Source organism: Methylophaga thiooxydans DMS010, from assembly GCF_000156355.1.
Classification (GTDB): Bacteria; Pseudomonadota; Gammaproteobacteria; order Nitrosococcales; family Methylophagaceae; genus Methylophaga; species Methylophaga thiooxydans.
Map to the genome: position 1 here is coordinate 1 of NZ_GG657897.1, position 25,524 is coordinate 25,524.

Sequence of the window (25,524 nt, forward strand, 5' to 3'; positions counted from 1 at the left end):
TTAGTCAAGCATCTTCCCGATCTTTTTTGTGATATTTTCCATATTTTTTTCGGGAAGTTTTTCCCGAATCGTTAAGCCTATGAAAAAAAAGAAAAAAACAAATTAGTGCCTTTTTTAGGCACGATCTTTGATCCATCCAATCGCTTTGCTGATTGCCGACAATGTGCGCTCACGACCTAATAAAGCCAGTGTCACATCCAACGACGGTGAAACAGTATTACCTGTAATTGCCACACGGATTGGTTGTGCCACTTTACCCATACCGACCTCATTGGCATCGGCACACGCTTTCACTTCCGTATGAACAGGTTCTGCTTGCCAGTCAGCGACCGCAGTCAGACGCGTAAGCATATCCTCTAATAACGGTAGACTTTTTTCATTAAGGTTCTTATTCGCTGCTTTTTCATCATAGTCCGTCACCTCGACATAAAAGAAGCGACTGTTAGCCGCCATCTCCACCAGAGTCTTGGCGCGGTCTTGTTGAATGCTCACCACGTCTTTTAAAGCCGGACCTGTTGCTGCCGGATCTATACCTAATTGCCCCATATGCCAGCTGAGATGATGAGCCACATGCTCAGACGTACTGTTTTTGATGTATTGCTGATTTAACCAGAGTAGTTTTTCAGTATTAAAACTTGATGCTGCTTTATTGACATCTTCGATGTCGAAAAGCTGCGTCATTTCGTCAACACTAAAAACTTCCTGATCGCCATGAGACCACCCGAGCCTTACCAGGTAATTGAGCAATGCTTCAGGCAAATAACCTTCATCTCGGTAACTCATCACGCTCACTGCACCATGACGTTTTGATAGGCGTGCGCCATCATCGCCTAAAATCATTGGCACATGGGCAAAAACCGGTGGTTCGGCCCCTAACGCACGGTATAGATTAATTTGTCTGGGTGAGTTATTCAGATGATCATCCCCACGAATAACATGGGTCAACTTCATATCCATATCATCGACTACGACAGTCAGGTTATATGTGGGAGTGCCATCTGGTCGGGCGATAATCAGATCATCCAGCTCAGTATTTTTAAATTCCACATCGCCACGGATCACATCTTTAACAATCACACTACCTTCAATAGGATTTTTAAAGCGGATGACCGGATCCACACCCGGTTTAGCTTCAGTGCGATGACGGCAACGACCGTCATACCGAGGCTTTTGTTTATTGGCGCGTTGTTGTTCACGCATCTCATCCAGCTCTTGTTTTGAGCAATAGCAATAATAGGCATCACCCTGATCCATTAATTGCTGAATGACTTCCTTATAACGATCGAAGCGTTGTGTTTGGTAAAAAGGCCCCTCATCGTACTCCAAGCCCAGCCATGTCATACCCTCCAGAATGGCATTAACCGACTCGGCTGAAGATCGCTCCAGATCCGTATCCTCAATGCGAAGGATAAACTCACCACCATGTTTGCGGGCATAAAGCCATGAAAAAAGTGCTGTACGGGCACCACCAACATGCAGGTAACCAGTGGGGCTAGGAGCAAAACGCGTACGAATAGTCATATGTAACAAACTCTCAACTGGATAGTCTTGATAAAGGTGGGGTATTGTACCAGTTGCTTAAGATATATAAACGAGGAGACTTATGCTGTTAAGGAAATTAAGCCCAATCACGCTAGTCGTATCAATGCTGGCCAGCCAAGTCGCCTGTGCAGCAGAAGACTACTCGGTGCAAAAAGTCACTGACGGTGTGTTTTATCACCAAGGCGTGCATGAAGATGCCACACCTGAAAACATAGGTGCCATCGCTAATGTCGGTTTTATTATTGGTGAAGATTGTGTTGCTGTCGTAGACAGCGGCGGTAGTTTCGCCGAAGGCCAACAATTAAAGCAAGCACTGAAGCGACAGACGAACAAACCAGTCTGTTTTGTTATTAATACTCACGTACATCCCGATCACGTTTTGGGTAATGCTGCTTTTACAGAATTCAATCCTATATATATAGGCCATGAAAAATTACCTGCCGCAATGGATTCTCGCAAAGATTTCTTTGATCGGGTTTTCTCCGAATCCTTAGGAGCTGCCTATATCGGTTCAGAATTTATTACCCCGACTCAAACCGTCAGTATTGGCTCACCGATAACGATTGATTTAGGTAACCGTGAGCTTGAACTCACCGCCTATACCACTTCTCATACCGATCATGACTTAACGGTATTTGATAAATCCTCAAAAACACTCTGGACAGGCGATCTCTTGTTTATCGACCGTATACCGGCTCTGGATGGCAGCATTAATGGCTGGATCGAGAATCTGACACAACTGAAAAATAAAGATATTGAATATGCTGTGCCAGGCCATGGCCCTGCTGGTAAAGATAGCTATCAGGTAGGCTTAAGTGAACACCTGAATTACCTCGTAACCATTCGTGAACAGATACGCGCCATCATTAATGATTTCGGTACCATCGAAGAAGCCACTTCTACCGTCGGGCTTGACCAACAAGACAAATGGCTTTTGTTTGAGCACTATCACCGTCGTAATGTTACTGCTGCCTTTGTCGAACTTGAATGGGAATAATTGCTATGCATACTTTCCGTTACGTACTCACCACCGTTATTTTTAGTCTGGCATTGTTATCGACTGCCAATGCGGAGCAAGCCAATGAGCCCAGTGAAATGTGGCCTTCATTAAAACAAGCTTACTTCAATGACCGTCATATTCGCGAACAAGCCGATGATTTACTAGAACTAGAGGCGCCTAAACGTGCTGAAGATGCAGCGATTGTTCCATTGCGCATCTACGCAAAGCATGCCCAAACAACTGCTCATTACATCCAAAATCTGCATATCTTTATTGATAACAACCCCATGCCATACTCGGCTAATTTCACGCTGTCCCCGACCATGCAACAACTCGACATCGCCACCCGAGTGCGCGTGGATAGCTACACTCATATACGAGCCATCGCGGAAATGAATGATGGTAGCCTTCATATGGTCAGTCGCTTTGTGAAGGCTTCCGGCGGTTGCAGCGCTCCTGCGGGGAAAGATCAGGCCGCCGCTATCGCGCGACTGGGGAAGATGCAGATTCGTATGCGGAAAGCTGAAATTGGTCAGACAACACAAGCCCAGATTATTGTCAGCCACTCCAATAACAGTGGTTTGCAAATGGACTTAAAAACCCGCGGTTACATCCCTGCTCATTATGTAAAAACAATGCAGGTGATGTTTAATGAAACACCACTTATTAAATTAGATGCCGGTATTTCCATTAGTGAAGATCCCAGTATTCGTTTTCGGTTTACTCCCCAAGAAACTGGCGTGTTAACGGCAAAAGTCGTCGACAGCAAGGGAGAGATATTCATTCACGAAAAAGAAATCTAGTGCATTTGTAGTGGGAACTTTTCCCAGACCACACTAATCGAAATGTGTATAACTATATAAATATTACTAATTTAAAGAGTTTGGAGAGAGCAATGTTAAGTCGTTTATTATCCGTTCTATTATTCAGCTTGCCATTATTACTGATGGGAGGCACAGCTCAAGCTGCGACCCCCAAAGAGCCACTATGGCCATCACTTAAAGTGGCTTACTTCGGAGATAAGGAAATCCGTGAAAACGCTAATGACCTGATGGTGATTGAAGCACCGAAACGCGCCGAAGATGCTGCGATAGTTCCGATTAGCATAAAATCTATAGCACCGCAGACGGCGGATCGCTATATCAAAAATATTCATTTTATTATTGATAACAATCCCATGCCTTATTCTGCAAACTTTAAGTTGTCTCCAGAGTTAGGCATGGTGGATATTTCAACTCGCATGCGCGTTGACCAATATACCTATGTACGAGCGGTTGCTGAAATGAATGATGGCAGCCTGCATATGGTGTCACGATTTGTGAAAGCCTCGGGGGGGTGTAGCGCCCCTGCCGGTAAAGATGCCGCTGCTGCATTAGCGCGAATGGGAAAAATGCAAATTCGTATGCGTCAGCCTACTGTGGGCGAACCAACACAAGCACAGGTTATTGTCAGTCATCCTAACTACAGCGGCCTGCAATATGACCAAAAGGCACGCAAATATATTCCAGCTCACTATGTGAAAAACATCGACATCATGTACAACGATAAAACGTTGATTACTGTTGATGCCGGTATCTCTCTGAGTGAAGATCCCAGCGTACGTTTTACCTTCACTCCAGAAGGGCCTGGTAAGCTCAAAGCTGTCATTCATGACAGTCAAGAACAAGAATTCAGTCTCGAGAAAGAAATCTGAGTTCTGCTTCTCTCGTAACCATAAAAAAGGCCGCTAATGCGGCCTTTTTTGTAGTAGATTTAAACCTTAATTCATTTAATACGGCACGCTTTATACGCTTCCGCTGATGTTTTTTCGTAAAGCTTTAAACCTGTTTGGATATTTTTGTCATCGCGAAACGTCGCACCGCGATCAGCAGGCAAGTTTTTATACATAAAACCAACGCTGATATCTTCAAATTCTTTTTGACTGAATACCTCTGCCAATTTATCAACAACGCATGAACACTTGTGCGTGCCTTCGTAGACATTCATTTCATTTGCAGCCATGCAATCCATGACAAATTGAACTCGCGTAGCTGTCGAAAAATCATTCGACATTGCCATTGTCGGCAAAATCATCATGCCAGCAGCAATCAAGCCTGTACCTGCAATCTTCATTTATCTCTCCTAATTTTATAGTTGTATGACGACTCATTTGTGACTGGTCGCTTATTGATAAGTTCCTGTTTGCGAAATTGTGTAAACAAGTTAAAAATCTCAATACTACAGGAAAATATTCGTCTAATCTGCAGCAGATTATATTCAAAAACAGGTGTTTATTTTCACTGCTGCGCAACATCAGGTAAAATTCAGCGTTTATTATAGAACCTAAGCCGCTTAGCGGGCAGGAGAGAATAAGATGAAAAAACTGTTACTGCACTTGGACACCGATCCTGTTGCAAGCACCTTTGATCAAGCGGTTGCGTATGATTCCGGCGTCGATAACATCATTGCCTATGGCGGTGCAACGCGAGATAACGTCACGCCACATGTCCACGGTATGATTTTTACGCGTGGCGGTAAAAGCCTCAAAAACAGCGCAATCTTTATTGGTGGCTCCAATGTCGCAGCCAGTGACTTGGTAGGTGAAGCAGTCAAAAAAGCGTTTTTCGGTCCTGTTCGCGTATCAGTAATGTTGGATCCGAACGGTTCGAATACCACCGCTGCCGCCATCGTACGTAAAGTGCTGACTGACTTCGATGTAAAAGGTAAAAACGTTGTCATCTTAGGCTCAGGCCCAGTGGGTCAACGAAGCGCTCTGTATCTGTTGAAGGAAGGAGCCGCTAAAGTCACCATGACATCTCGAAGCATGCAACGCACCAAAGCGATTACCGAAGAGATGAAAGCAAACTACGGCGTTGATGTCACCCCCGGTGAAACACGCAGCGACGAAGCCGTTAAACAACTACTAGCCGATGCCCATGTTGCTATTGCCGCTGGGCCTGCTGGTGTTTGTGTGATCCCTGAAGCGGCACTACAAAATAACTCATCTCTGGAAGTCATTGCGGATGTGAATGCTGTGCCACCACTGGGGGTAGCAGGCATTGAAGTGATGGATAATGGCACTGAAAAAAATGGCATCCGTCATTATGGTGCTATCGCAATTGGTGGCTTTAAAATGAAGGTCCATCAAGGCGCTGTTTCGTCGCTGTTTGACAGCAATGAGCAGTTCTTGGACGAAACCACTATTTATGACATTGCCTGCAAGATTGATAACGCACAGTGAAACCAGACCAAGCTGAATCCCCGGCACTGATGAACACCGTCAGTGTCAGGGCTCCGGCAAGACTCCACCTTGGATTTTTAGATCTTAATGCCAGCCAAGGCCGTAAGTTCGGTAGTATTGGTTTGGCTATTGATAGCCACTACACTGAGATCAGCATTTCAAAAGCCAAAGAAAATCGTATTCATGGCGCTCAGCTCTCAGAAGAAACCCAGGCACGTTTAGAAAAAATTCGTCAGCGTTTTTACCAAGCCTTAGGGCAAAACATCCCACCTGATCAGCAGCAAACACTGATTGAGGTTAAACAACAAATTCCAGAGCATGCCGGTCTCGGCTCTGGCACGCAGTTGGCATTAACCTTAGGCACTGCACTAGCAAGCTTCCATCATCTTTCTATAGATACGCCAACCTTGGCGCAAAAACTGGGACGTGGAAAACGTTCTGGTATTGGCGTGGCTACCTTTGACCAGGGTGGGTTTATTGTTGATGGCGGTCTTAAACCCGATCAAACCGTGCCTCCCTTACTTATGCATCAGTCGTATCCTGACGACTGGCGTATTGTGTTGATCATGGATCCCGCCCATCAGGGTATTCATGGCAAAAATGAATCAACCGCGTTTAAAACATTGCCCATTTTCCCGCTAGAGAACTCACGCACGATATGCCATCTGACTCTCATGCAAATGTTGCCGGCACTCATCGAGCGCGATATTGACGAATTCGGTCAGGCGATTACGGATATTCAGACGTTGGTGGGCGATCATTTTGCCGCGGCGCAAGGTGGCCGCTATACCAGCCAGATTGTTGCTCGTTGTCTGGAACAAGCACAGGACCTTGGCCACAAAGGTATTGCCCAAAGTTCATGGGGGCCAACCGGTTGTGTTTTTGTCGAAAGTGATGCCCACGCACAACAACTGATTAACGCATTACACAACACAACACTTGCCCAACCCAGTAATTCGCGGCAACCTATGTTTATTACCGCCCGTTGTGACAATCACGGTGCCATCGTTGAAACATTAAGATGAGGCTGGCTATGATCTCATCCAACACCGCTTTTAGATTTTCATTTTAAGGAATTACCATGTCCAAACGTTCTATCATTCACATGATCAACCCGATGAAGCACAACAGCCCGTTTGATATCAATATGGCGCTGGATGCTGGTTACGATGTTCTGATGCCTTATCAGCACGTCAAACTCGAAGAAGTATCTGGCTTGACGCAAGATGCGATTTTCTCGCGTGGCCCTTCTGGCGTTAAGAAAACCGGTATGTTTATTGGTGGTCGAGATATCGGTCTGGCGATGGATATGTTGGACGCTGCTAAAAAAGCAATGGTGCCACCATTTGAAATTTCAGTGTTCGCTGATCCCAGTGGTGCCTTTACCACCGCTGCCGCATTGGTTGCTTGTGTTGAACGGGAACTGAAAAAGAACTTTAATAAAGGCTACGAAGGTACCAAAGCCGTCGTGTTTGGTGGTACAGGTCCAGTAGGTCTGGCAACTGCTGTCATTGCAGCATTGCAAGGGGCTGACACAACGATCGTGGATCACTTCTCAATTGATACCGCACTTGAATTTGCTGAAGAAGCAAAACGTCGTTACGGCGTACAACTACGCGCTACCACCGCCGCTTCTGATGCTGATAAAGCCCGTTTGCTTTCCGATGCTGAAGCCGTATTTTGTACAGCCAAGGCCGGTATTCAAGTATTGAATGCCTCTGTCTTGTCCGATGCCAAACAACTAAAAGTCGCAGGTGATGTAAACGCCGTGCCGCCACTGGGTATCGAAGGGGTTGAATTGATGGATTCCGGCACCCCGCTTCTTCTCGCTAAAAACTCACCCAATGCCGTGGGTATCGGTGCCTTGGCTGTTGGTAATGTGAAATACAAACTTCAGCAAGCCTTACTAAGAGAAACTTTGGAAGCAGAAAAGCCCGTCTATCTGGACTTCCGTAATGCCTTTGAAGGTGCACGTAAACTGGCCTAAGCCGATTCGCTGATGCAACGTCAGTTACCCATACTGATTTTTGCTCAGAGTGCTCGTTTTATGGCTGAGTCAGCCACCCTTGCCGGTTATTCGGTTTGGGTGGCTGATTGCTTTTGTGATTCCGACACGGTTGCGGTTGCTCAACGGCATCTTACAATTCCCAGTTTAAGCACATTAACCTCCACAGACTTTTTCGCTGCAATTGACACCTTAAGTCGAGGCGAACCCTGTCAGTTAGTGATTGGCACCGGCATTGAGCAGCTTTACCCCCTTATTGAGCTTTTACCTGCCAATATTCTCTATCTCGGCAACACGGTGCAGACGCTATCTTTATTGCGCCAAGCTAAACCTTTTTTTGGTTTATTAGATTCACTCAAACTCCCTCACCCTGCTATCCGGTTTGAACAGCCCGTTAGCAATCATGCAGCGTGGTTATATAAAGATCTATCAGGCTATGGGGGCCAGACAATACAAAGCGCATTAACAGTGTCGGAAACGACGAATGGCTATTACCAAGGATTTATTAGCGGACAGAGTGCCTCTATCCTATTTCTAGCCAATGGTGAACACGCTCATGTTTTAGGCTATAACCGTCTAATCAATGTAAAAAATCAGTTTAGACTCGCCGAAATTCGCACACCGCTTAACTTAAGCAATCAACTTGAGCAACAACTTCAAAAAGCGATTAACAGCATTACTCAAGCAACTAAACTCAAAGGGCTATGCAGTCTAGATTTTATTTTCGCTGACAACGCCTTTTCTATTTTAGAAATCAATCCACGTTTTAGCGCTTCCGCTGAGCTTACTACTCATCATGCTCAGTTATTTCAGTGGCATCTCAACGCGCTCAATGGTGAAATACCAACAAACACGACAAACCTTCCACACTCAGCAAGGTTACTGGCATTTTTTTACGCTGAACAAAACAGCGTTGTTATCGATCATCCCGTTTGGCCTGAAAGTTGTCACGATTTGCCTGCAGCGGGCAGTTATATTCAGCAAGGCTCTCCCGTGTGTACCATTATTATCGAAGCTGAAACCCATGCAGATTGTCAGCAGGCATTACAAAAGCAGCATTTATTGGTGCAGCAAAATTTGTGTATTGATTCTTGAAATTGTCATCACCACAACCCATATTTAACTCGAATTATTAACATGGAATTTTTTCAATGAAACGTATTATGTTGTTTGTTGGCACCAATATCGCCGTACTGGCGGTGTTAAGCATGACGATGCGTCTGCTTGGTATTGAAAGCCTGCTGGATGAACAAGGTGTCGGGCTGGATATGAATGCCTTGCTGATCTACGCCGCCGTGATTGGTTTCAGCGGATCGATCATTTCATTATTGATATCTAAATGGACTGCAAAGCACCTGACCGGTGCCAAAGTCATCGAAACACCCCAAAATGATACTGAGCGCTGGCTCGTTTCCACCGTCAGCAGACTCGCACAGAAAGCCAATATCGGCATGCCTGACGTGGCTGTTTACAACTCGCCACAACCGAATGCATTTGCCACTGGTGCGAATAAGAATAAAGCGCTCGTGGCTGTGAGTACGGGATTAATGCAATCCATGACGCAAGATGAAGTCGAAGCCGTTTTAGCCCATGAAGTCAGCCATATTGCTAATGGCGATATGATCACCATGGCACTGATTCAAGGTGTCGTAAATACATTTGTTATTGTCTTGTCACGGGTGATTGGCCACCTCGTTGATCGGACTGTTTTTAAAGTTGAACGCGGTCATGGTCCTGCATTTTGGATCACTTCGATCATTGCAGAACTGATATTAGGCTTTCTGGCTAGTATCATTGTGATGTGGTTTAGTCGCCAGCGTGAATACCGTGCTGATGCTGGTGCCGCGAGCTTGGTAGGTGCACCGAAAATGATCGCCGCTTTACAACGGCTGGCTGGCACGTCAACTGAGCCATTACCCGATCAACTTCATGCTATGGGTATTTCTGGTGGCCAAGGAGGATTATCCGCCTTATTTATGACTCACCCGCCGCTTGAAGAGAGAATTAAAGCGCTCCGCACACAGGGGTAAGACAAAAAAGCCGGGCTTAGCCCGGCTTTTTTTTCATCTATAACTAACGCTATAAATTATCATCTTCAAAATCATAATCGAGCTTGTCTGATGGCTCGTGAATGTAATACCCCTGAGCATAATCAACACCTAAACGCCACAGTAAGGCAAGGCTGTTTGCATCGGATACAAATTCAGCAATACTATGTTTATTGGCCTGTTTGGTCATTTCTATAATGGCTTTGACCGCGGCCTGATTTTCAGTATCACGTGCCATATTTTCAACAAAGGCACCATTGATTTTCAGATAATCAACATTCAGCGCATTAAGGCTGTTTGAGAAATCAAGACCGGAACCGAAATGTTCCAGACCAAATTCACAACCGATCTGCTTCAGTTTTGCCACCACGCCACGTGCTTGTTCGAGATTATCCAGCGCCATGGTTTCACTGATCTCAAAGACAAGTGCATTACCGTTCAAGTTGTGTGCATCCAGTGTCGCACATAGCCAGTCGACAAAATCATCCGTGTGTAGGCTTTGCTCGGAAAGTTTGATGAAAAAGCGCGTTCTCGGGAATTGGTGTCGATGTTCGCTTAATACTTCCACAGCCTTTCTAATCACCCATTTATCGATATCCGCCATCATTTCTAAGCTGATCGCATGTTCGATAAACTCACCGGCCTGAATCAGTCGGTTTTCAATTAATTGGAGCCGTAGTAATACTTCGTAGAGTTCTTGTTCTTGACCGTGCAGGCTAACAATGGGCTGGTAGTGCAATAAAAACTTGTCTTCTTGCAAGCCTTTTTGCAGACGCTTTTTCCACTGCTCGCTAGATTCTGTCTCTTCCTGTTCGCTACCCTGCGCTAATTGAAAACGCGCGATCTGATCACCGCCTGCGTGTTGCGCCTGTGTGCAGGCTTTATCGGCATTTTCTAACACGGTTCCGGCCGCAGAGTGATTTTCATTGATGCGAGCAATACCGATGCTGCATTTAATATCGATGCTCTTACCGTTTACATGTGATACAAAATCCCTGACGGCTTGCTGATAAATTTCAGCACGTTCATCAATTTTGACATCGTCGTGACCGGGAATAATCAGTGTAAAGACCTGATCACCGTACCTTGCCAAAACCTCACTGTCTTTTAAGTGTTTACGTAGCAGTTCAGCCACGCTTTTGATAATGATATCGCTGGTACCAAGGCCAACTTGCTCTTTGATCGATTGAAAGTCATCTAGAACCAAATACAATAATTGCGCGTTACCATTACCTTCTACCGCTTGAAATACAGTTTTTTCCAACTCATCAACGAAGCGCGCCCGGTTATATAAGCCGGTCAGAAGATCATGATCACGCAATAATTTTAATTGTGAGTCATCAACCGTGTGAGCCTGAGCCGCATCATCATGAATAACAACCTGAGTACAATCTTCTCCCTCTACACGGGAATGACTAAACTCTATTTTGGCATTAAACCCAGTGCCGTCAGCCCGAACGCACTGAGCAACAATATCGACAGGATCGGACTCTGTTTTCTCTGAAAACTCTCGAAACACTGCTTTAAATTTGTGGTGATCATCTGCACTCACCAGATCCAGCATCGGCAAACCATCAATGTCTTCAGCCTCTTCATAGCCAAATATACGAAGATAAGCTTGGTTGACATAAATATGCATGCCCTCATGCATATAAGCAACAGCATCACGGGAGCTTTCTAATAGCGCTCTGGAGCGTTTCTCACTCTCACGTAAGGCGCGCTCATTACGACGACCTAAGCGACGCATAAACAGGTTTTGTATTTCACGATTGGCGGCAAACTGCAGCCTGTGGTTATCACCAAAGGTCACGATGTCTTGTGCAGAGCTGGCAAAGAACTGCGACTCGCTCTCTTTTTCGTTCACCAGAATGATACACGGCAAGTCTTTACCCAAGCGTTGCAGCAAAGCGGTAATGTCATTCGGTGCCAAATTGGCAACCGAGTCACGGCATATCAGTAAATCCCATGTTTGATTGGCGATCAGTTGTTCCAATGCTGCAGGCGAATCTTCCCGCGCAGCACGAACAGCATGCCCGGCTTGTCTTAGCGTGTTGATGATGCCATCCGCATCAGTCAATGAATCATCGACTATCAATAATCGCAATATGCCTTCTGCTCTCGCCACCATCAATACCCTCTATGGTTTCCGTTCCTGCAACACAGGCTTTTGACCCTCTAACTGGGTCATCTTATCTTCCATCCAGTCAAACAATTGCTGATTTAAATCACCCGCAGCCACGTCTTTACTGGCAATTTTTTCTCCTATCACCATTTTGATGACACCGGGATACTTAACAAAGCCATGTTTAGGCCATGCTTTAGCCGCGTTGTGAGCAACCGGAATAACAGGATAACCGGTTTCTACTGCCAGTCTTGCACCACCGATACCAAATCGCCCAATAAAGCCTCGAGCAATTCGTGTGCCTTCTGGAAAAATTACTACCCATGCGCCAGAGGATAGACGATCCAGCCCCTGCTCGATCACTTGTGACAAGGCTTTTCTTCCCGCTTTACGATCAATCGCTATCGGTTTCAATGAGGCCAGTCCCCAACCGAAAAACGGAATCCAAAACAACTCTCGCTTTAACACCCACACTTGCGGCGGAAAAACGGTCTGTAAAGCTAGTGTTTCCCATGCTGATTGGTGTTTACAAATAATAATCGCCGGTTCTTCACCGATGTTTTCTTTGCCCTCGACCTCAAGATGTACGTCACAGATTTTAGCGAGTAACCAGATGTTACTTTTCGCCCACTGACTGACGACAGCATAGCGCCACTTAAAGGGCAATGGCCATAACACGACACCGACACAGGAAAAAATAACGGCGGTAACACTTTGGAATATAAAAAAGATGAATGAACGGATATAGATCATTGAAGCTGCGGTTCCAGTAATGCGGTCACGACCGCCGCTAAATCATCATAAACTTCCACCCCTTGCGGTATACCCTCAGCAAGCGTGCGTTCACCTTTTCCTGTTTTAACCAGTATCGGCCGGGCATTCGACTCCATCGCAGCCTGGATATCACGTAAGGAATCGCCTATCGCAGGTACATTGTCCAAACTGATACGCAGTCGATGAGCCAAATCCTCAAACGATCCATTGTGCGGTTTACGGCATTTACAATCATCTTCCGGCCCGTGTGGGCAGAACATAATCGCCTCAATCCGCCCACCGACCTGTGCCAACATTCGCCGCATTTTGCTATGAATACGGTTCAAGGTCTCAACATCAAGCAACCCTCTGGCGATGCCCGACTGATTCGTTATCACCACTACTCGATAGCCCGCGTAATTAAGCCGTGCGATGGCTTCCAGACTGCCATCTATCGGTTCCCACTCAGAGGGATTTTTGATGAAATCATCAGAGTCATGATTAATCACACCATCACGGTCAAGAATAATCAGCGACATATGCTGCTCCCGTTATTCCTGTAAACAGGAAATATCAGCCACGCCCAGAAATAATGCCCGGGTCTGGTTGAGTATAGCCAGACGGTTTTGTCTAACCGCTTCATCATCCGCCATCACCATCACTTGGTCAAAGAAGGCATCAATGGTTTCGCGCATGCCAGCCAAGTAGTTCAATACCCCTGCATAATCCGATTTAGCGGATAAAGGCGCAAGATCTTGACTCGCTTGAGCCAGCTTTTCTGCTAGGTCTTTTTCTGCCGACTCTTGCAACAAAGCATCATCAATTGTCATGCCTTCAGCTTCTGCTTCATTTTTGCGCAGGATATTACCAATCCGTTTATTACCTGCCGCCAACGAATCGGCCTGCTCCAACTGACGGAAAGCCGCAACCGCTTTCAAGCGCTGCATGAAATCCAATGGGCGACTTGGTTTAACTGCCAGTACCGCTTCAAATTCGTCAGCTTTGAATCCCTGATCCAGCGCATAGCCACGCAAGCGATCATAAAAATACTGCATGACCTGACTGGTTACTGACTTCTCAGTCAGCGTGTCGCCGCAGGTGTCGGCAGCAAAATCAACTAGCGAAGCGAGATCCAAATCCAGCTCGTTCTCAATGATAATACGTAAAACGCCCAGTGCTGCTCGGCGTAAAGCAAACGGGTCTTTGACGCCCGTAGGCGGTTGACCAATACCAAACAAACCGGTCAACGTATCTAATTTTTCTGCCAGACTGACCGCTTGTCCGGTTGGCGTTACAGGCAGTTGATCACCCGCGAAGCGAGGCAAATATTGTTCATCTAATGCTTCTGCAACATCATTATTTTCGCCATCAAGTCGCGCGTAGTATCGTCCCATGATGCCTTGCAGGTCGGGAAACTCACCAACCATTTCTGTCACCAAATCACATTTAGCCAACATTGCTGCGCGTTCAGCTAAGGCTTCATCACCACGTATGTGTTGAGCAATCTCAGCGGCAAGTTTTGCAACTCGCTGTGATTTATCGTAAACCGTTCCCAACTTATTCTGAAACACGATGCTTTTAAGCTGTTCTTGGCGAGCGGCGAGTGGTTGTTTACGGTCGGTATCCCAGAAAAAAGCAGCATCGCTTAAACGCGGCAAAATAACACGTTCATTCCCTGCGACGACTTGTGCCGGATCCTGACTGGCAATATTACTCACAGTAATAAAGTGCGGCAGCAGATCACTATTTTTGGCACGCACAGCAAAATATTTCTGGTGGCCTTCCATAGATGAAATCAGGGCTTCTGCCGGCAACTCCAGGAAGCGCTCATCGAAGTTACCTGCTAAGGCAACAGGCCATTCCACCAGGCCGGTGACTTCTTCCAATAAATCCGGATTGATAACCGCTTCACCACCCAACTTTTCGGCTAGCTCATTAACTTGTGTGTTGATGATTTGTTTACGTGCGTCATAGTCCACCAGCACATGACCTTCGCTTTCTAACTGTGGCGCGTAAGTCATCGCTGAACCAATTTCAATCGGCTGTGGGTTATGAAAGCGATGTCCGCGGCTCATGCGGCCGGCACTCACGCCAAGTAAATCAACGGGAACCACATCATCGCCAAAAAGCACCACTAACCAATGCACAGGACGAACAAATTCACCGGGCAAATCACCCCAGCGCATACGCTTAGGAATGGGAAGTTCATTCAACGCCTGTTGAATAATATCTGGCAACAGTGATGCCGTATCTGCACCTTCCTGTTGTTGTTTAAATACCAACCATGCACCTTTATCGGTTTTCATGGTTTCCAGATCATCAACGTCGACACCACAGGATTTGGCAAACCCCATTAACGCTTTTGTAGGATTACCATCTTCATCGAATGCCGATGTTACCGCCGGTCCACGGCGTTCAATAGTGCGGTCTTGCTGACGTGTCTGTAACTTTGTGATCACCAGTGCCAAGCGACGTGGGGTCGCGTAAGGCCGTATTTCATCACACTGCAGTTCTGCTTTTTTAAAGCCCTGCTCAACACCTTGGTGAAACGCTTTGCTCAATGTCGCTAAAGCTTTAGGTGGTAACTCTTCAGTACCCAACTCGATTAGTAGATCGTTTGTGTTACTCATGCCTCAGCCTCCGATTTCGCATCTTGTACCATCGGGAAACCTAGAGACTCACGACGATCGTAATACGCTTGAGCCACAGCACGTGCCAACGTTCTCACGCGTAGAATGAAACGTTGTCTTTCTGTTACAGAGATTGCTTTGCGTGCATCCAGCATATTGAAGGTATGCGACGCTTTTAACACCAGCTCATAAGCAGGCAAAGGCAGGCCAGCTTCTATCATTCGTTGACTCTCGCGCTCACAGGTGTCGAAAGTATGGAACAAATTCTCAACATCAGCCTGTTCAAAATTATAGGCTGACATTTCCACTTCGTTTTGCAGGAATACATCGCCGTAGGTCACGGTTCCCATCGGGCCATCTGCCCAGATAAGGTCATAGACACTGCTGACGCCTTGCAAGTACATGGCAATACGTTCCAGACCATAGGTAATTTCACCGGTCACTGGGCGACATTCAAGCCCGCCCACTTGCTGGAAGTAGGTGAACTGTGTCACCTCCATGCCGTTGAGCCAGACTTCCCAGCCTAATCCCCAGGCACCCAACGTCGGTGATTCCCAGTTATCCTCGACGAATCGAATATCATGTACCGATGTATCTAAACCCAACATTTCCAGCGAGCCCAGATACAGCTCTTGAATGTTGATGGGTGATGGTTTTAGTACAACTTGAAACTGATAGTAATGCTGTAGGCGGTTCGGGTTTTCACCGTAGCGGCCATCGGTAGGACGTCGCGATGGTTGCACATAAGCAGCGCTCCATGGCTCAGGGCCAATTGCGCGCAAAAACGTAGCCGGGTGAAAGGTACCGGCACCTACTTCCATATCATAGGGTTGCAACAATACACAGCCTTGTTCAGCCCAGTATTTTTGCAGCCTAAGAATCAGTTCCTGAAAGGTTCTTGGCGTTTCCGCCTTCATCACCGCGTTATTAGTCATTAGTTCGATTTCATAATCCAAAGTCAAAACCCTTGCGATTATAGCGAATCCTAACCCTGCTTGTAGAGTAAGCCCTGATATTAAAATAAAAAACACAGGCAGCATCCCGCTTCTGAATGACGAAGACACGCCGTGAATCAGGTACAATGCCCAGCCAACGTCCCCGAATACAGAGTGAAACCATGCAACGTTCTATCGGCATCGTTATGGATCCAGTGGCCAGGATCAACATCAAAAAAGACAGCAGTTTTGCGATGCTTCTGGCTGCGCAAGCCAAAGGCTGGCAAGTTCTCTACATGGAACAACAGGATCTGTTCCTGCGCGATGGCAAGGTCTTCGCCGAAATGCGACCTTTGACTGTGTATGAAAATGCCGATCACTGGTATGAACTAGGCGATATGCAAACACGCCCTATCACCGATGTTGAAGCGATCCTGATGCGCAAGGATCCCCCGTTTGATATGGAATATGTCTACAGCACCTATCTTTTAGAGCAGGCACAGGCGGCAGGAGTGCTCATCGTCAATGATCCGCAAAGTCTGCGTGATGCCAATGAAAAACTATTCACCGCCTGGTTCCCGCAATGCTGTCCACCGACCTTGGTTACCCGCCAAAAACATCTGATTCGTGAGTTTCAACAGCAACATGGCGACATTATTCTTAAACCACTAGATGGCATGGGTGGCGCCTCCATTTTTCGAATAAACCATGGCGATCCCAACTTTTCTGTCATCGTCGAAACCCTAACGCAACACGGTAAACAGTCAGTGATGGCGCAGAAGTTTTTACCCGAAATTAAAGAGGGTGATAAACGCATCCTGCTGATTGATGGTGAACCTGTGCCTTATGCCTTAGCGCGCATTCCTGCTCACGGTGAAACCCGTGGCAACCTTGCCGCTGGCGGGCGGGCTGAAGGGCGGCCATTAACAGAACGGGATCGCTGGATTTGTGCTCAAGTGGGTAACAAATTACGTGAAAAAGGACTAATCTTCGTCGGACTTGACGTGATCGGTGACTATCTCACAGAAATCAATGTCACCAGCCCTACCTGTATTCGAGAACTTGATCGTCAATTCGATATCAATATCGCGGCTGACTTAATGACTGCGATTGAAAAAAGGCTCAAATGAAACGGCTTCCTATACTGTTAGTACTGTTTAGTCTGATTAGCGCTTGTGGCGATTCCGATCGAGCCCGACAAGCTAAATTCTTTGCCTTCGGTACAGAAATCGATGTCAGTCTTTACGGTGTTGATAATCAAACTGCCGAGAACACCGTCGATGCATTAGAAGCGGCTTTTAACAACGTCAATAACACCTGGCATGCCTGGCAGCCCAGCACGTTAACACGTATCAACGATGCTATTGCCAATGGTGAACCTATTCAGGTTGAAGCCGATGTGGCGGCGGTCATTACACAAGCAGCTGAGTACGCCCAAGACAGCCAGCATTTGTTTAACCCTGCTGCAGGCAAGTTATTTGAAGTATGGGGCTACCATCAAGACAACTGGTTTGAGTCCCGCCCGCCCCCTTCCCAAGAAAGCATCGATGTTTGGTTACACGCCTCCCCGACAATGCAAGCCATTCACATCGAAGATGGCACGCTGGCGAGTGACAATAAGATGGTGAAACTCGGCTTTGGTGGTTTTGCAAAAGGTACGGCGGTTGATGCGGCAATCAATGCGCTCAAGCAGCTGGACATTGAAAATGCCATTATCAATATCGGTGGTGACTTACGTGCGATTGGCAGTCATGGCGATCGACCATGGCGCATTGGTATCCGTCATCCACGCAAAGAAGGTGGCATGATGGCTTCTGTCGCGATTGATCACGATCAAAGTGTGTTTACTTCAGGCGACTATGAACGTTATTTCACCTATGAAGGTAAACGTTACCCGCATATTATCGATCCTCGCACTGGCTATCCGGCAACAGAAACTATCTCAGTCACGGTTATCCACCAGCAAGCAGCCAGAGCAGATGCCGCTGCGACAGCGTTAGTGGTGGCTGGCGCTGAGTGGCCACAAATTGCCGCTTCGATGGGAATTGATCATGTTATGCTGATGCGAGCTGATGGACAGATTGAAATGACACCGGCAATGGCCGAACAAGTTAGATTAATCGATCCCTCACAACAGCCACTGATTCGTCAGATAACCACACCATAATTCAGGACTATGGCAAAAAGCACTGCCTCAGATCGACTAGTATTCACCATACTCATATCCATCATCATTCATTTGATTGTGGTGCTGGGTATCAGTTTTGATGTGTTTTCAGAACCCAGTAACTCACCGATCAATAATCTCGATATCACCCTGGTAAAGCAGCAAGATAAAATTAAACCTGAAGAAGCTGACTTTTTGGCTCAAGCTGATAACGAGGGTGGCGGTGAAACTGAAACACCATCACCTGAACCAACACCTAATATGCCGGTTCCAATTGCCGAGGAAGATCCGGCTTCTGAGCCTGTTTCACCCTTGCCAACAGCACCGACAGAGCAAGAACCGTTGTCGGTTATTGAACCTGAGCCAACACCCGAACCGCCCACTCCAGAACCGGTTGTCGCTGAGACGCCACAAGAAGAACCAAAACCAGCGCCACCTGAACCAGAACCACCTCAACCTGAAAAAAGCGTCGAAATGCTTACCCAGCAAGAAGCCGATCGCCACATACAGAAAGTTGAAAAGCCGGAAACCGAAGTAACACCCGAAGCAGAAACCGTCCCAGAACCTGAGCCCCGTCCCTCTGCGCGCGATATGATGTTACAGGCCAAAAGTGAAATCCATGAATTACAAGAGAAGCTTAACCGCACTACCAAGGCACTGAGTGAACGGCCTAAGAAACGTCGCATTTCAGCATCTACCAAAGAATTTGCCGCCGCGGCTTACATGCGGGCATGGGAAATGAAAGTCGAACGTATCGGTAATATGAATTACCCACAAGAAGCCCGTCAAAAAGGCCTGAATGGCAGTTTAATGTTATCGGTGGATATCAACCCGGATGGCAGCGTACCGTCTGGCGGTATTGTAATATCACGCTCTTCTGGTCATGACGTGCTTGATGAGGCGGCTGTCAGAATTGTCCGCTTAGGCGCACCTTATGCGGCTATTCCTGACAATGTTTTGAAAGATAACGACATGTTAACGATTATTCGCACATGGAAGTTTGAAACCGGTAGCGGCTTATCCACTCGCTAGAGAAGGCCGGCGACCGATTTAGCCGCCGGCAATAATGTTACTGAAATAAATAATTGCGAATTTCTGATTCTGATTTGTGAATGAGGTTTTTATTGATCGTCTGACTGATATTTTTCAGCGTCACTGTTCCCAAATGCTGTTTCAGTTTCCCCAGAAATCCCGGCGATGAAATCAGCACCAAATCGTTATAGTCACCCGAGCGACGAGCTGTCTCTAAGTGTTCACCCAAATCGTGGGCGAAATGCAAGGTTTCAACTTCTTTCGGCTCTAAGCGTGACTCCAATGGATGACGGCCACCATGATGACCTTCAAGGCCAAATGATTGTTCAGTCACCGGCGTTCCCGGATGCACCATGGCATCCAATTCTTTGAGGGGTGAGGTACGGCTTTCTACAGAGAATATTCTGGCGCGACTGCTTTCTGCGACGACGATCCATTTTTTCTTCATAGTCGATACTCCTTCTCGCTTGGGTGAATCAAGCTACGCAACTCAGCAAGCGGATGAACTAAGCTGCGTATGTTCGAATCGAGTGAAGTGTTAGTACCGACTATAGCAAAGATTTAAGGTTTTTGCCTGACCTTCCTCACAAAAATAAAAAGCAATATTGTTTTTATTTTTCAATAAGTTGCGAAACAGCATACCCTTGTTCCGCTTTACTGATATCGCTGTATTCAAGCGCCAGTGAGCGTTTCAGCGACGCCGCTAATTGCTGACATTTATGGATATCTCCCTGCTTTAATTCCAGCTCAATTTCGTGAATGTTTTGCTGTTTATCACCCGCTTTTACCACCCCGCGATCGTAGGCCATTTCGACTTGTGTGCCATCTTCCAACTGTAATGGCATCACAACACGCTCAAAATCGGTGGTAAAAACCGGCTTAATCGCTTGCCACACAGCTTTATTATCAATCAGCGGGGCAAGATCAGTTTCTGCCAATAGTCCTTCGTCAAACGCTGGGCCTGCCAGTTTATGCTCCCATTCTTTTCTTTGGTGCAACCCGTCTTGTGCTTCACCACGACATTTAACGGTTTGTAACCACTGACTATCGACCTGTCGTAAGCGCAGGCCAACGCCAAACTGCATTAATGCTCTATCCGCTGTATCGAAATAGGTACTCACCAAATGCTGTTTATAAGGCTGTGTTGCCAATAATGCAGTGAGCCAAGTTAACGCCGACAAGTCTAATTCGGCCTCCTGCATCACCTTCAGCTTAATTTCTTGTTCAAGACTCATCGTGCTAACAACGTCTTTAAATATTTACCTGTATAGGAGCTGGCATGCTCAGCCACCTGTTCCGGCGTTCCAGTAGCGACCACTAAACCGCCTCCCGAGCCGCCTTCTGGCCCCATATCGACGATCCAATCAGCAGTTTTGATAACGTCAAGATTATGCTCAATAACTACAATCGTATTGCCACGATCTCGCAGGTCATGCAGCACTTTCAGCAATTGTTCAATATCAAAGAAATGCAGCCCTGTAGTCGGTTCATCCAGGACATAAAGCGTTTTACCGGTATCCCGTTTGGATAGCTCCTTAGCCAGTTTTACCCGCTGCGCTTCACCGCCCGACAACGTCGTCGCATTCTGTCCCAGCTTGATATAAGTCAGCCCCACATCAATTAATGTTTGCAGCTTTTTAGCGACAACCGGAATGTTCTCAAAAAAGACACGAGCATCTTCAATGGTCATATCCAGCACTTCGGTAATGGTCTTGCCTTTGTAACGGATATCTAGCGTTTCTCGGTTATAACGCTGGCCTTTACAAACATCACAAGGCACATAGATATCAGGTAAAAAATGCATTTCTACCTTAATCAAACCATCACCCTGACAGGCCTCACAGCGTCCGCCTTTGACATTGAAACTAAAACGTCCCGGGCCATAACCACGTGAACGTGCCTCAGGTGTGCCCGCAAATAACTCACGAATCGGCGTAAACAAACCGGTATAAGTAGCCGGGTTAGATCGTGGTGTGCGACCAATCGGACTCTGATTAATGGCAACCACCTTATCGAGCTGATCCAAGCCCAAAATATCCTGATAAGGCGCCGGTTCTTCAGAGTTGCCGTTGAGTGTTTTCGAGGTCAACTTCAACAAGGTTTCGTTAATCAAGGTGGATTTACCGGAACCTGATACCCCGGTCACACAGGTCATTAAACCAATGGGAATATCGATATCGACATTTTGTAGATTGTTACCACAAGCACCGCGTAAACCGATTGTTTTACCTGCATGGGCTTTTTCCCGTTTGTCAGGGACAGCAATCTTGCGTTTACCTGAGAGGTATTGACCGGTCAGAGAGGCATCCGTATCCATGATCTGTTGAGGCGAACCCTGTGCAACAATATCCCCCCCGTGTACACCTGCCCCCGGCCCGATATCCAATACATAGTCTGCCGAGCGGATCGCGTCCTCATCATGCTCAACCACAATCACGGTATTACCCAGATCACGTAAGCGTGTAAGGGTCGTTAATAAGCGATCGTTATCACGTTGGTGCAAACCAATAGAAGGCTCATCCAAAATGTACATCACACCGACCAAACCGGCACCGATCTGACTGGCCAAACGAATTCGTTGTGCTTCACCGCCTGATAGCGTGTCAGCACTTCTTGCCAGATTCAGGTAATCCAAACCAACATTGACCAGAAAGCTTAATCGGGCACCGATTTCACTAATGATTTTTGACGCAATTTCACCTCGCTTACCGGGTAACGTCAGCGAAGCAAAGAAAGTACTCACTTCGCCGATAGGCATGGCAGTGACTTCTTGTAGTGTCGTCTCGTTAATATAAACGTGGCGTGAAGCTTGATTCAAACGCGTACCATGGCAGTCAGGGCAGGCTCTGACTGAGTGCAGTTTGGCAAGATCCTCGCGTACGCTGTTTGACTCTGTTTCATGGTAACGACGTTGCAGGTTCGGAATAACCCCTTCAAAGTTGTGCCGACGTGTCACTTGTTTACCGCGATCACCCATGTATTTAAAATCAATTTGGGTTGAGCCACTGCCATAAAGTACCGCTTGTCTGACTTTTTCAGGCAATTCATCAAATGGCGTTTCCAAATCAAAGTCGTAATGCGCCGCCAGCGATTGCATCATCTGGTAGTAATAAGCATTGCGGCGATCCCAACCACGAATCGCCCCTGCTGCCAGACTCATTTCAGGGTGCGCCACCACCCGTGCCGGATCGACAAACTGCTTAACGCCTAATCCATCACAGGTCGAACACGCACCTGCCGGGTTATTAAACGAGAACATGCGCGGCTCAAGCTCAGAAATGGAATAACCACAGGTGGGACAAGCAAACAACGCCGAAAACAAGGTTTCATCGTTTTCATCATCCATTGAGACGACTTTGGCCACACCTTCCGACATCGCCAGCGCTGTTTCAAAGGATTCCGCCAAACGTTGCTGCAAATCATCGCGCACTTTAAAGCGATCAACGACCGCTTCAATCGTATGTTTTTTGCGCAGCTCCAATTCAGGTGGCTCATCCAGTTCAATGACTTTGCCGTTAACGCGGGCTCTGACAAAACCTTTAATGCGCAATTCTTCAAGCACATCACGATGTTCGCCTTTACGATCCTGAATGACAGGTGCCAGCAGCATCATGCGCTTGCCTTCCGGCATCGCTAATACCGCATCCACCATCTGACTGACCGTTTGCGCCGCTAACGGTAATTGATGGGTCGGGCAACGCGGTTCTCCAGCGCGCGCAAATAATAAGCGCAGATAATCATAAATCTCGGTAATCGTACCCACCGTCGAACGTGGATTATGCGAAGTCGATTTCTGCTCAATCGAGATCGCCGGCGACAGACCTTCGATATGATCGACGTCTGGTTTTTCCATCATCGAGAGGAACTGGCGCGCATAAGCGGACAAGGATTCCACGTAACGTCGCTGGCCTTCTGCGTATAATGTATCGAACGCGAGTGACGATTTACCCGAGCCGGATAAGCCGGTGATCACGATCAACGCATCTCTGGGCAGATCCAGATCGATGTTTTTCAGATTGTGAGTTCTGGCCCCACGAATGCTGATATTTTTCATCCCGGGAACGCTTATATTTTTCATCAGGATTCCGTAGTAAAATCAAACGGATCAATATACTCTGTCCAACTATCATGACGCAAAAACAAACTGCAACGACCTCGATGACTGCGCTGGAAAAACGTAGCATCTCAGGCCTCTCCCTTATTTTTGCCCTACGTATGCTGGGCTTATTCATGATCTTGCCTGTTTTTTCGCTATCCGCTCAGCAGTACAGCGGCAGCACCCCTATGTTGATTGGACTTGCGATTGGCGCATATGGTTTAACTCAAGCCTTATTACAAATTCCGTTTGGCATGCTATCCGACCGTATTGGCCGAAAACGTGTCATTACAATCGGCTTATTACTATTCGCCGCTGGCAGCGCGGTTGCTGCTATGGCAGAAACAATTGAAATGGTCATTGCAGGTCGATTATTACAAGGCAGTGGCGCCATTGCCGCGGCAGTAATGGCATTAACAGCCGACTTAACCCGTGATGAACAGCGCACCAAAGCCATGGCCAGTATTGGTATCAGTATTGGTTTGTCGTTTTCTATCGCTTTGGCAACCGGTGCTGCTTTGGAACACTGGATTGGCTTGTCAGGCATATTCTGGGCAACGGCATTGCTTGCCATTATCGGCCTGGTTGTACTGCATTACTGGGTGCCAACACCGCACCGTTGCGTTAGCCACCGCGATATCGAGCCGGTGCCTAAACAATTTATCAAGGTGTTGAAAAACCCTCAGATCATGCGCATGGTCATCAGCATCATGGTGCTCCATTTGCTGCTTACCACCAGTTTCTTTGCCTTGCCACTTGCTTTGCAAAATGGAGCCGGATTGGATAAAAGCCAGCATGCACTCATCTATCTGCCGATTCTGCTGGTCGCATTTATCACCATGGTGCCCTTTATCATCATCGCTGAGAAAAAGCGCAAAATGAAAGCGGTCTTTATTGGCGCGATTGCAACCTTAGGCATCGCTGAACTCGGCTGGGCGTTAATGCCTAACTCGCTAGTCGCGATTCTTTTTAGCCTATGGCTGTTCTTCACCGCCTTTAATATTCTCGAGGCCAGTCTGCCATCTTTGATGTCAAAATTGAGCCCGTTAGAAAATAAAGGCACCGCAATGGGTATCTACTCCAGTGCACAATTTATCGGAGCCTTTATCGGCGGTGCCTTGGGTGGTTCGCTATATACCCGTTTCGGGCTGGAAGGTATTTTTGGTGCCAGCGCCATATTGATCGTTTTCTGGCTGATATTGATTGTGCCGATGCAAGCGCCGCGTCACTTTAGCAGCCGGATTATTCATCTAAATAATAGCGCGATGCTCAATACCGATCATATTGTTGAACAACTTAATGCCATCAAAGGTGTGAAAGAAACCATCGTAGTGCTAGAAGAACAGGTCGCTTACGTCAAATTTTCACCCGAAGAGACTGATTTATCAGAACTCGAAGCGTTTGCGTTTCAGAATTAGCATCGTAGAATAAGCCAATTATCTTTTAACCAAGGAACATGCCATGTCAGTAAACAAGGTCATTCTCGTCGGGCGACTGGGCGCAGAGCCTGAAAGCCGCGCCTTTCCAAATGGTGGCTCGATTTGCAATCTGCGAGTCGCAACATCAGAAACCTGGAAAGACAGACAGACGGGCGAGCGTCAGGAACGCACTGAATGGCACCGTGTTGTACTGCGTAACCGTTTGGGTGAAGTCGCTCAACAATATTTACACAAAGGCTCTCAAGTTTATATTGAAGGGCGTATCCAGACCCGCAAATGGCAGGGACAAGACGGACAAGATCGCTACACTACCGAAATCGTCGGTAATGAAATGACTATGCTTGATAGCCGTGGTGCTGGCGGCGGCGGTGGTGGTGACACCTCTTTCGACCAACGCCCTGCACCGCAGCAATCTGGCGGCCAGAATGCGCCACAACCGGCCTCTTCTTCAGCGGGCCCCGATTATGGTGGTGATTCAGACTACTACGATGACGACATCCCGTTCTAGACAATAACGCGTTCCACCCAAAAAAGC

Annotated in this window: 23 protein-coding genes; 13 read left to right on the forward strand and 10 right to left on the reverse strand. The window is 47.0% G+C overall.

Annotated features, from left to right (window positions below; all coding sequences use genetic code 11):
* Positions 1–114: 114 nt before the first annotated feature.
* Positions 115–1,521, reverse strand: coding sequence for a glutamate--tRNA ligase (gltX, locus tag MDMS009_RS06905; RefSeq protein WP_008291118.1), 1,407 nt, complete (start codon positions 1,519–1,521; stop codon positions 115–117).
* 82 nt (positions 1,522–1,603) lie between these two features.
* Between gltX and MDMS009_RS06910 the strand changes: the two genes are divergently transcribed.
* The 3 genes from MDMS009_RS06910 (at position 1,604) to MDMS009_RS06920 (ending at position 4,235) form a co-directional block, all read left to right on the forward strand.
* Positions 1,604–2,539: a quinoprotein relay system zinc metallohydrolase 2 gene (locus MDMS009_RS06910; RefSeq protein WP_008291022.1), complete on the forward strand. Its 936-nt coding sequence runs from the start codon at positions 1,604–1,606 to the stop codon at positions 2,537–2,539.
* A gap of 5 nt (positions 2,540–2,544) precedes the next feature.
* Positions 2,545–3,345, forward strand: coding sequence for a quinoprotein dehydrogenase-associated SoxYZ-like carrier (locus MDMS009_RS06915; protein ID WP_008290918.1), 801 nt, complete (start codon positions 2,545–2,547; stop codon positions 3,343–3,345).
* Positions 3,346–3,437: 92 nt separating this feature from the next.
* Complete coding sequence (locus MDMS009_RS06920; protein WP_008290913.1) at positions 3,438–4,235, forward strand: quinoprotein dehydrogenase-associated SoxYZ-like carrier; 798 nt, start codon at positions 3,438–3,440, stop codon at positions 4,233–4,235.
* 71 nt (positions 4,236–4,306) lie between these two features.
* Here the strand turns inward: MDMS009_RS06920 and MDMS009_RS06925 are convergent, their stop codons facing one another.
* Positions 4,307–4,654, reverse strand: coding sequence for a hypothetical protein (locus MDMS009_RS06925; protein ID WP_008290941.1), 348 nt, complete (start codon positions 4,652–4,654; stop codon positions 4,307–4,309).
* Positions 4,655–4,895: 241 nt separating this feature from the next.
* Between MDMS009_RS06925 and MDMS009_RS06930 the strand changes: the two genes are divergently transcribed.
* Genes MDMS009_RS06930 through htpX form a run of 5 tightly spaced genes read left to right on the forward strand, consistent with a single transcriptional unit; the run spans position 4,896 to position 9,797 of the window.
* Positions 4,896–5,762 (forward strand): NAD(P)-dependent methylenetetrahydromethanopterin dehydrogenase, encoded by an 867-nt coding sequence (locus MDMS009_RS06930; protein ID WP_008291009.1) that lies wholly within the window; start codon positions 4,896–4,898, stop codon positions 5,760–5,762.
* Between the two features lie 29 nt (positions 5,763–5,791).
* Positions 5,792–6,787 (forward strand): beta-ribofuranosylaminobenzene 5'-phosphate synthase family protein, encoded by a 996-nt coding sequence (locus MDMS009_RS06935; RefSeq protein ID WP_008290964.1) that lies wholly within the window; start codon positions 5,792–5,794, stop codon positions 6,785–6,787.
* 56 nt (positions 6,788–6,843) lie between these two features.
* Positions 6,844–7,749 carry an NAD(P)-dependent methylenetetrahydromethanopterin dehydrogenase gene (locus tag MDMS009_RS06940; protein WP_043888034.1) on the forward strand — a complete coding sequence of 302 codons (906 nt, stop codon included), beginning with the start codon at positions 6,844–6,846 and terminating at the stop codon, positions 7,747–7,749.
* A gap of 60 nt (positions 7,750–7,809) precedes the next feature.
* Positions 7,810–8,862 (forward strand): ATP-grasp domain-containing protein, encoded by a 1,053-nt coding sequence (locus MDMS009_RS06945; protein ID WP_008291110.1) that lies wholly within the window; start codon positions 7,810–7,812, stop codon positions 8,860–8,862.
* A 56-nt stretch (positions 8,863–8,918) separates the two neighbouring features.
* The gene (htpX, locus tag MDMS009_RS06950; RefSeq protein ID WP_008290987.1) at positions 8,919–9,797 is read left to right on the forward strand and encodes a protease HtpX; all 879 of its coding nucleotides are present in this window, start codon (positions 8,919–8,921) and stop codon (positions 9,795–9,797) included.
* A gap of 49 nt (positions 9,798–9,846) precedes the next feature.
* Here the strand turns inward: htpX and MDMS009_RS06955 are convergent, their stop codons facing one another.
* The 5 genes from MDMS009_RS06955 to glyQ are packed head-to-tail and all read right to left on the reverse strand — an operon-like array spanning position 9,847 to position 16,255.
* Entirely contained in the window at positions 9,847–11,943 is a 2,097-nt protein-coding gene (locus tag MDMS009_RS06955; RefSeq protein WP_008290949.1) for an EAL domain-containing protein, read from the reverse strand.
* A gap of 9 nt (positions 11,944–11,952) precedes the next feature.
* Complete coding sequence (locus MDMS009_RS06960) at positions 11,953–12,690, reverse strand: lysophospholipid acyltransferase family protein (RefSeq protein WP_008290991.1); 738 nt, start codon at positions 12,688–12,690, stop codon at positions 11,953–11,955.
* On the reverse strand, positions 12,687–13,229 hold the full coding sequence (gmhB, locus tag MDMS009_RS06965) for a D-glycero-beta-D-manno-heptose 1,7-bisphosphate 7-phosphatase (RefSeq protein WP_008290997.1): 543 nt from the start codon (positions 13,227–13,229) through the stop codon (positions 12,687–12,689). Before gmhB ends, MDMS009_RS06960 begins: the two co-directional genes overlap by 4 nt.
* Positions 13,230–13,241: 12 nt before the next feature.
* The gene (gene glyS, locus MDMS009_RS06970; protein ID WP_008291026.1) at positions 13,242–15,320 is read right to left on the reverse strand and encodes a glycine--tRNA ligase subunit beta; all 2,079 of its coding nucleotides are present in this window, start codon (positions 15,318–15,320) and stop codon (positions 13,242–13,244) included.
* On the reverse strand, positions 15,317–16,255 hold the full coding sequence (gene glyQ / locus MDMS009_RS06975; protein ID WP_036311584.1) for a glycine--tRNA ligase subunit alpha: 939 nt from the start codon (positions 16,253–16,255) through the stop codon (positions 15,317–15,319). The genes glyS and glyQ overlap by 4 nt, the downstream gene beginning before the upstream one ends.
* 182 nt (positions 16,256–16,437) lie before the next feature.
* Here glyQ and gshB point away from each other — a divergent pair, with 182 nt between their 5' ends.
* The 3 genes from gshB to MDMS009_RS06990 are packed head-to-tail and all read left to right on the forward strand — an operon-like array spanning position 16,438 to position 19,454.
* The gene (gene gshB / locus MDMS009_RS06980; RefSeq protein ID WP_008290969.1) at positions 16,438–17,385 is read left to right on the forward strand and encodes a glutathione synthase; all 948 of its coding nucleotides are present in this window, start codon (positions 16,438–16,440) and stop codon (positions 17,383–17,385) included.
* Positions 17,382–18,422, forward strand: coding sequence for an FAD:protein FMN transferase (locus tag MDMS009_RS06985; protein WP_008290896.1), 1,041 nt, complete (start codon positions 17,382–17,384; stop codon positions 18,420–18,422). Before gshB ends, MDMS009_RS06985 begins: the two co-directional genes overlap by 4 nt.
* Positions 18,423–18,431: 9 nt before the next feature.
* Positions 18,432–19,454, forward strand: a complete 1,023-nt coding sequence (locus tag MDMS009_RS06990; RefSeq protein WP_043888036.1) for an energy transducer TonB — start codon at positions 18,432–18,434, stop codon at positions 19,452–19,454.
* A 37-nt stretch (positions 19,455–19,491) separates the two neighbouring features.
* Here the strand turns inward: MDMS009_RS06990 and MDMS009_RS06995 are convergent, their stop codons facing one another.
* The 3 genes from MDMS009_RS06995 to uvrA form a co-directional block, all read right to left on the reverse strand.
* The gene (locus MDMS009_RS06995) at positions 19,492–19,902 is read right to left on the reverse strand and encodes a host attachment protein (RefSeq protein ID WP_008291060.1); all 411 of its coding nucleotides are present in this window, start codon (positions 19,900–19,902) and stop codon (positions 19,492–19,494) included.
* 163 nt (positions 19,903–20,065) lie between these two features.
* Positions 20,066–20,689, reverse strand: a complete 624-nt coding sequence (locus tag MDMS009_RS07000; protein ID WP_008291083.1) for a CYTH domain-containing protein — start codon at positions 20,687–20,689, stop codon at positions 20,066–20,068.
* Positions 20,686–23,508: an excinuclease ABC subunit UvrA gene (gene uvrA / locus MDMS009_RS07005; RefSeq protein ID WP_008291125.1), complete on the reverse strand. Its 2,823-nt coding sequence runs from the start codon at positions 23,506–23,508 to the stop codon at positions 20,686–20,688. The genes MDMS009_RS07000 and uvrA overlap by 4 nt, the downstream gene beginning before the upstream one ends.
* A 74-nt stretch (positions 23,509–23,582) precedes the next feature.
* On the opposite strand from uvrA, the gene MDMS009_RS07010 reads away from it, so the two are divergent.
* Positions 23,583–24,968, forward strand: a complete 1,386-nt coding sequence (locus MDMS009_RS07010; protein WP_008290903.1) for an MFS transporter — start codon at positions 23,583–23,585, stop codon at positions 24,966–24,968.
* Between the two features lie 43 nt (positions 24,969–25,011).
* Positions 25,012–25,497: a single-stranded DNA-binding protein gene (locus MDMS009_RS07015; RefSeq protein WP_008290886.1), complete on the forward strand. Its 486-nt coding sequence runs from the start codon at positions 25,012–25,014 to the stop codon at positions 25,495–25,497.
* Positions 25,498–25,524: the final 27 nt, after the last annotated feature.

What these genes read in the sequence shown, in the direction of transcription:
- gltX (WP_008291118.1), bottom strand. Translation starts at nt 1,521, where the DNA reads ATGACTATTCGTACGCGTTTTGCTCCTAGCCCCACTGGTTACCTGCAT.
- MDMS009_RS06910 (WP_008291022.1), top strand. Translation starts at nt 1,604, where the DNA reads ATGCTGTTAAGGAAATTAAGCCCAATCACGCTAGTCGTATCAATGCTG.
- MDMS009_RS06915 (WP_008290918.1), top strand. Translation starts at nt 2,545, where the DNA reads ATGCATACTTTCCGTTACGTACTCACCACCGTTATTTTTAGTCTGGCA.
- MDMS009_RS06920 (WP_008290913.1), top strand. Translation starts at nt 3,438, where the DNA reads ATGTTAAGTCGTTTATTATCCGTTCTATTATTCAGCTTGCCATTATTA.
- MDMS009_RS06925 (WP_008290941.1), bottom strand. Translation starts at nt 4,654, where the DNA reads ATGAAGATTGCAGGTACAGGCTTGATTGCTGCTGGCATGATGATTTTG.
- MDMS009_RS06930 (WP_008291009.1), top strand. Translation starts at nt 4,896, where the DNA reads ATGAAAAAACTGTTACTGCACTTGGACACCGATCCTGTTGCAAGCACC.
- MDMS009_RS06935 (WP_008290964.1), top strand. Translation starts at nt 5,792, where the DNA reads ATGAACACCGTCAGTGTCAGGGCTCCGGCAAGACTCCACCTTGGATTT.
- MDMS009_RS06940 (WP_043888034.1), top strand. Translation starts at nt 6,844, where the DNA reads ATGTCCAAACGTTCTATCATTCACATGATCAACCCGATGAAGCACAAC.
- MDMS009_RS06945 (WP_008291110.1), top strand. Translation starts at nt 7,810, where the DNA reads ATGGCTGAGTCAGCCACCCTTGCCGGTTATTCGGTTTGGGTGGCTGAT.
- htpX (WP_008290987.1), top strand. Translation starts at nt 8,919, where the DNA reads ATGAAACGTATTATGTTGTTTGTTGGCACCAATATCGCCGTACTGGCG.
- MDMS009_RS06955 (WP_008290949.1), bottom strand. Translation starts at nt 11,943, where the DNA reads ATGGTGGCGAGAGCAGAAGGCATATTGCGATTATTGATAGTCGATGAT.
- MDMS009_RS06960 (WP_008290991.1), bottom strand. Translation starts at nt 12,690, where the DNA reads ATGATCTATATCCGTTCATTCATCTTTTTTATATTCCAAAGTGTTACC.
- gmhB (WP_008290997.1), bottom strand. Translation starts at nt 13,229, where the DNA reads ATGTCGCTGATTATTCTTGACCGTGATGGTGTGATTAATCATGACTCT.
- glyS (WP_008291026.1), bottom strand. Translation starts at nt 15,320, where the DNA reads ATGAGTAACACAAACGATCTACTAATCGAGTTGGGTACTGAAGAGTTA.
- glyQ (WP_036311584.1), bottom strand. Translation starts at nt 16,255, where the DNA reads ATGACTAATAACGCGGTGATGAAGGCGGAAACGCCAAGAACCTTTCAG.
- gshB (WP_008290969.1), top strand. Translation starts at nt 16,438, where the DNA reads ATGCAACGTTCTATCGGCATCGTTATGGATCCAGTGGCCAGGATCAAC.
- MDMS009_RS06985 (WP_008290896.1), top strand. Translation starts at nt 17,382, where the DNA reads ATGAAACGGCTTCCTATACTGTTAGTACTGTTTAGTCTGATTAGCGCT.
- MDMS009_RS06990 (WP_043888036.1), top strand. Translation starts at nt 18,432, where the DNA reads ATGGCAAAAAGCACTGCCTCAGATCGACTAGTATTCACCATACTCATA.
- MDMS009_RS06995 (WP_008291060.1), bottom strand. Translation starts at nt 19,902, where the DNA reads ATGAAGAAAAAATGGATCGTCGTCGCAGAAAGCAGTCGCGCCAGAATA.
- MDMS009_RS07000 (WP_008291083.1), bottom strand. Translation starts at nt 20,689, where the DNA reads ATGAGTCTTGAACAAGAAATTAAGCTGAAGGTGATGCAGGAGGCCGAA.
- uvrA (WP_008291125.1), bottom strand. Translation starts at nt 23,508, where the DNA reads ATGAAAAATATCAGCATTCGTGGGGCCAGAACTCACAATCTGAAAAAC.
- MDMS009_RS07010 (WP_008290903.1), top strand. Translation starts at nt 23,583, where the DNA reads ATGACGCAAAAACAAACTGCAACGACCTCGATGACTGCGCTGGAAAAA.
- MDMS009_RS07015 (WP_008290886.1), top strand. Translation starts at nt 25,012, where the DNA reads ATGTCAGTAAACAAGGTCATTCTCGTCGGGCGACTGGGCGCAGAGCCT.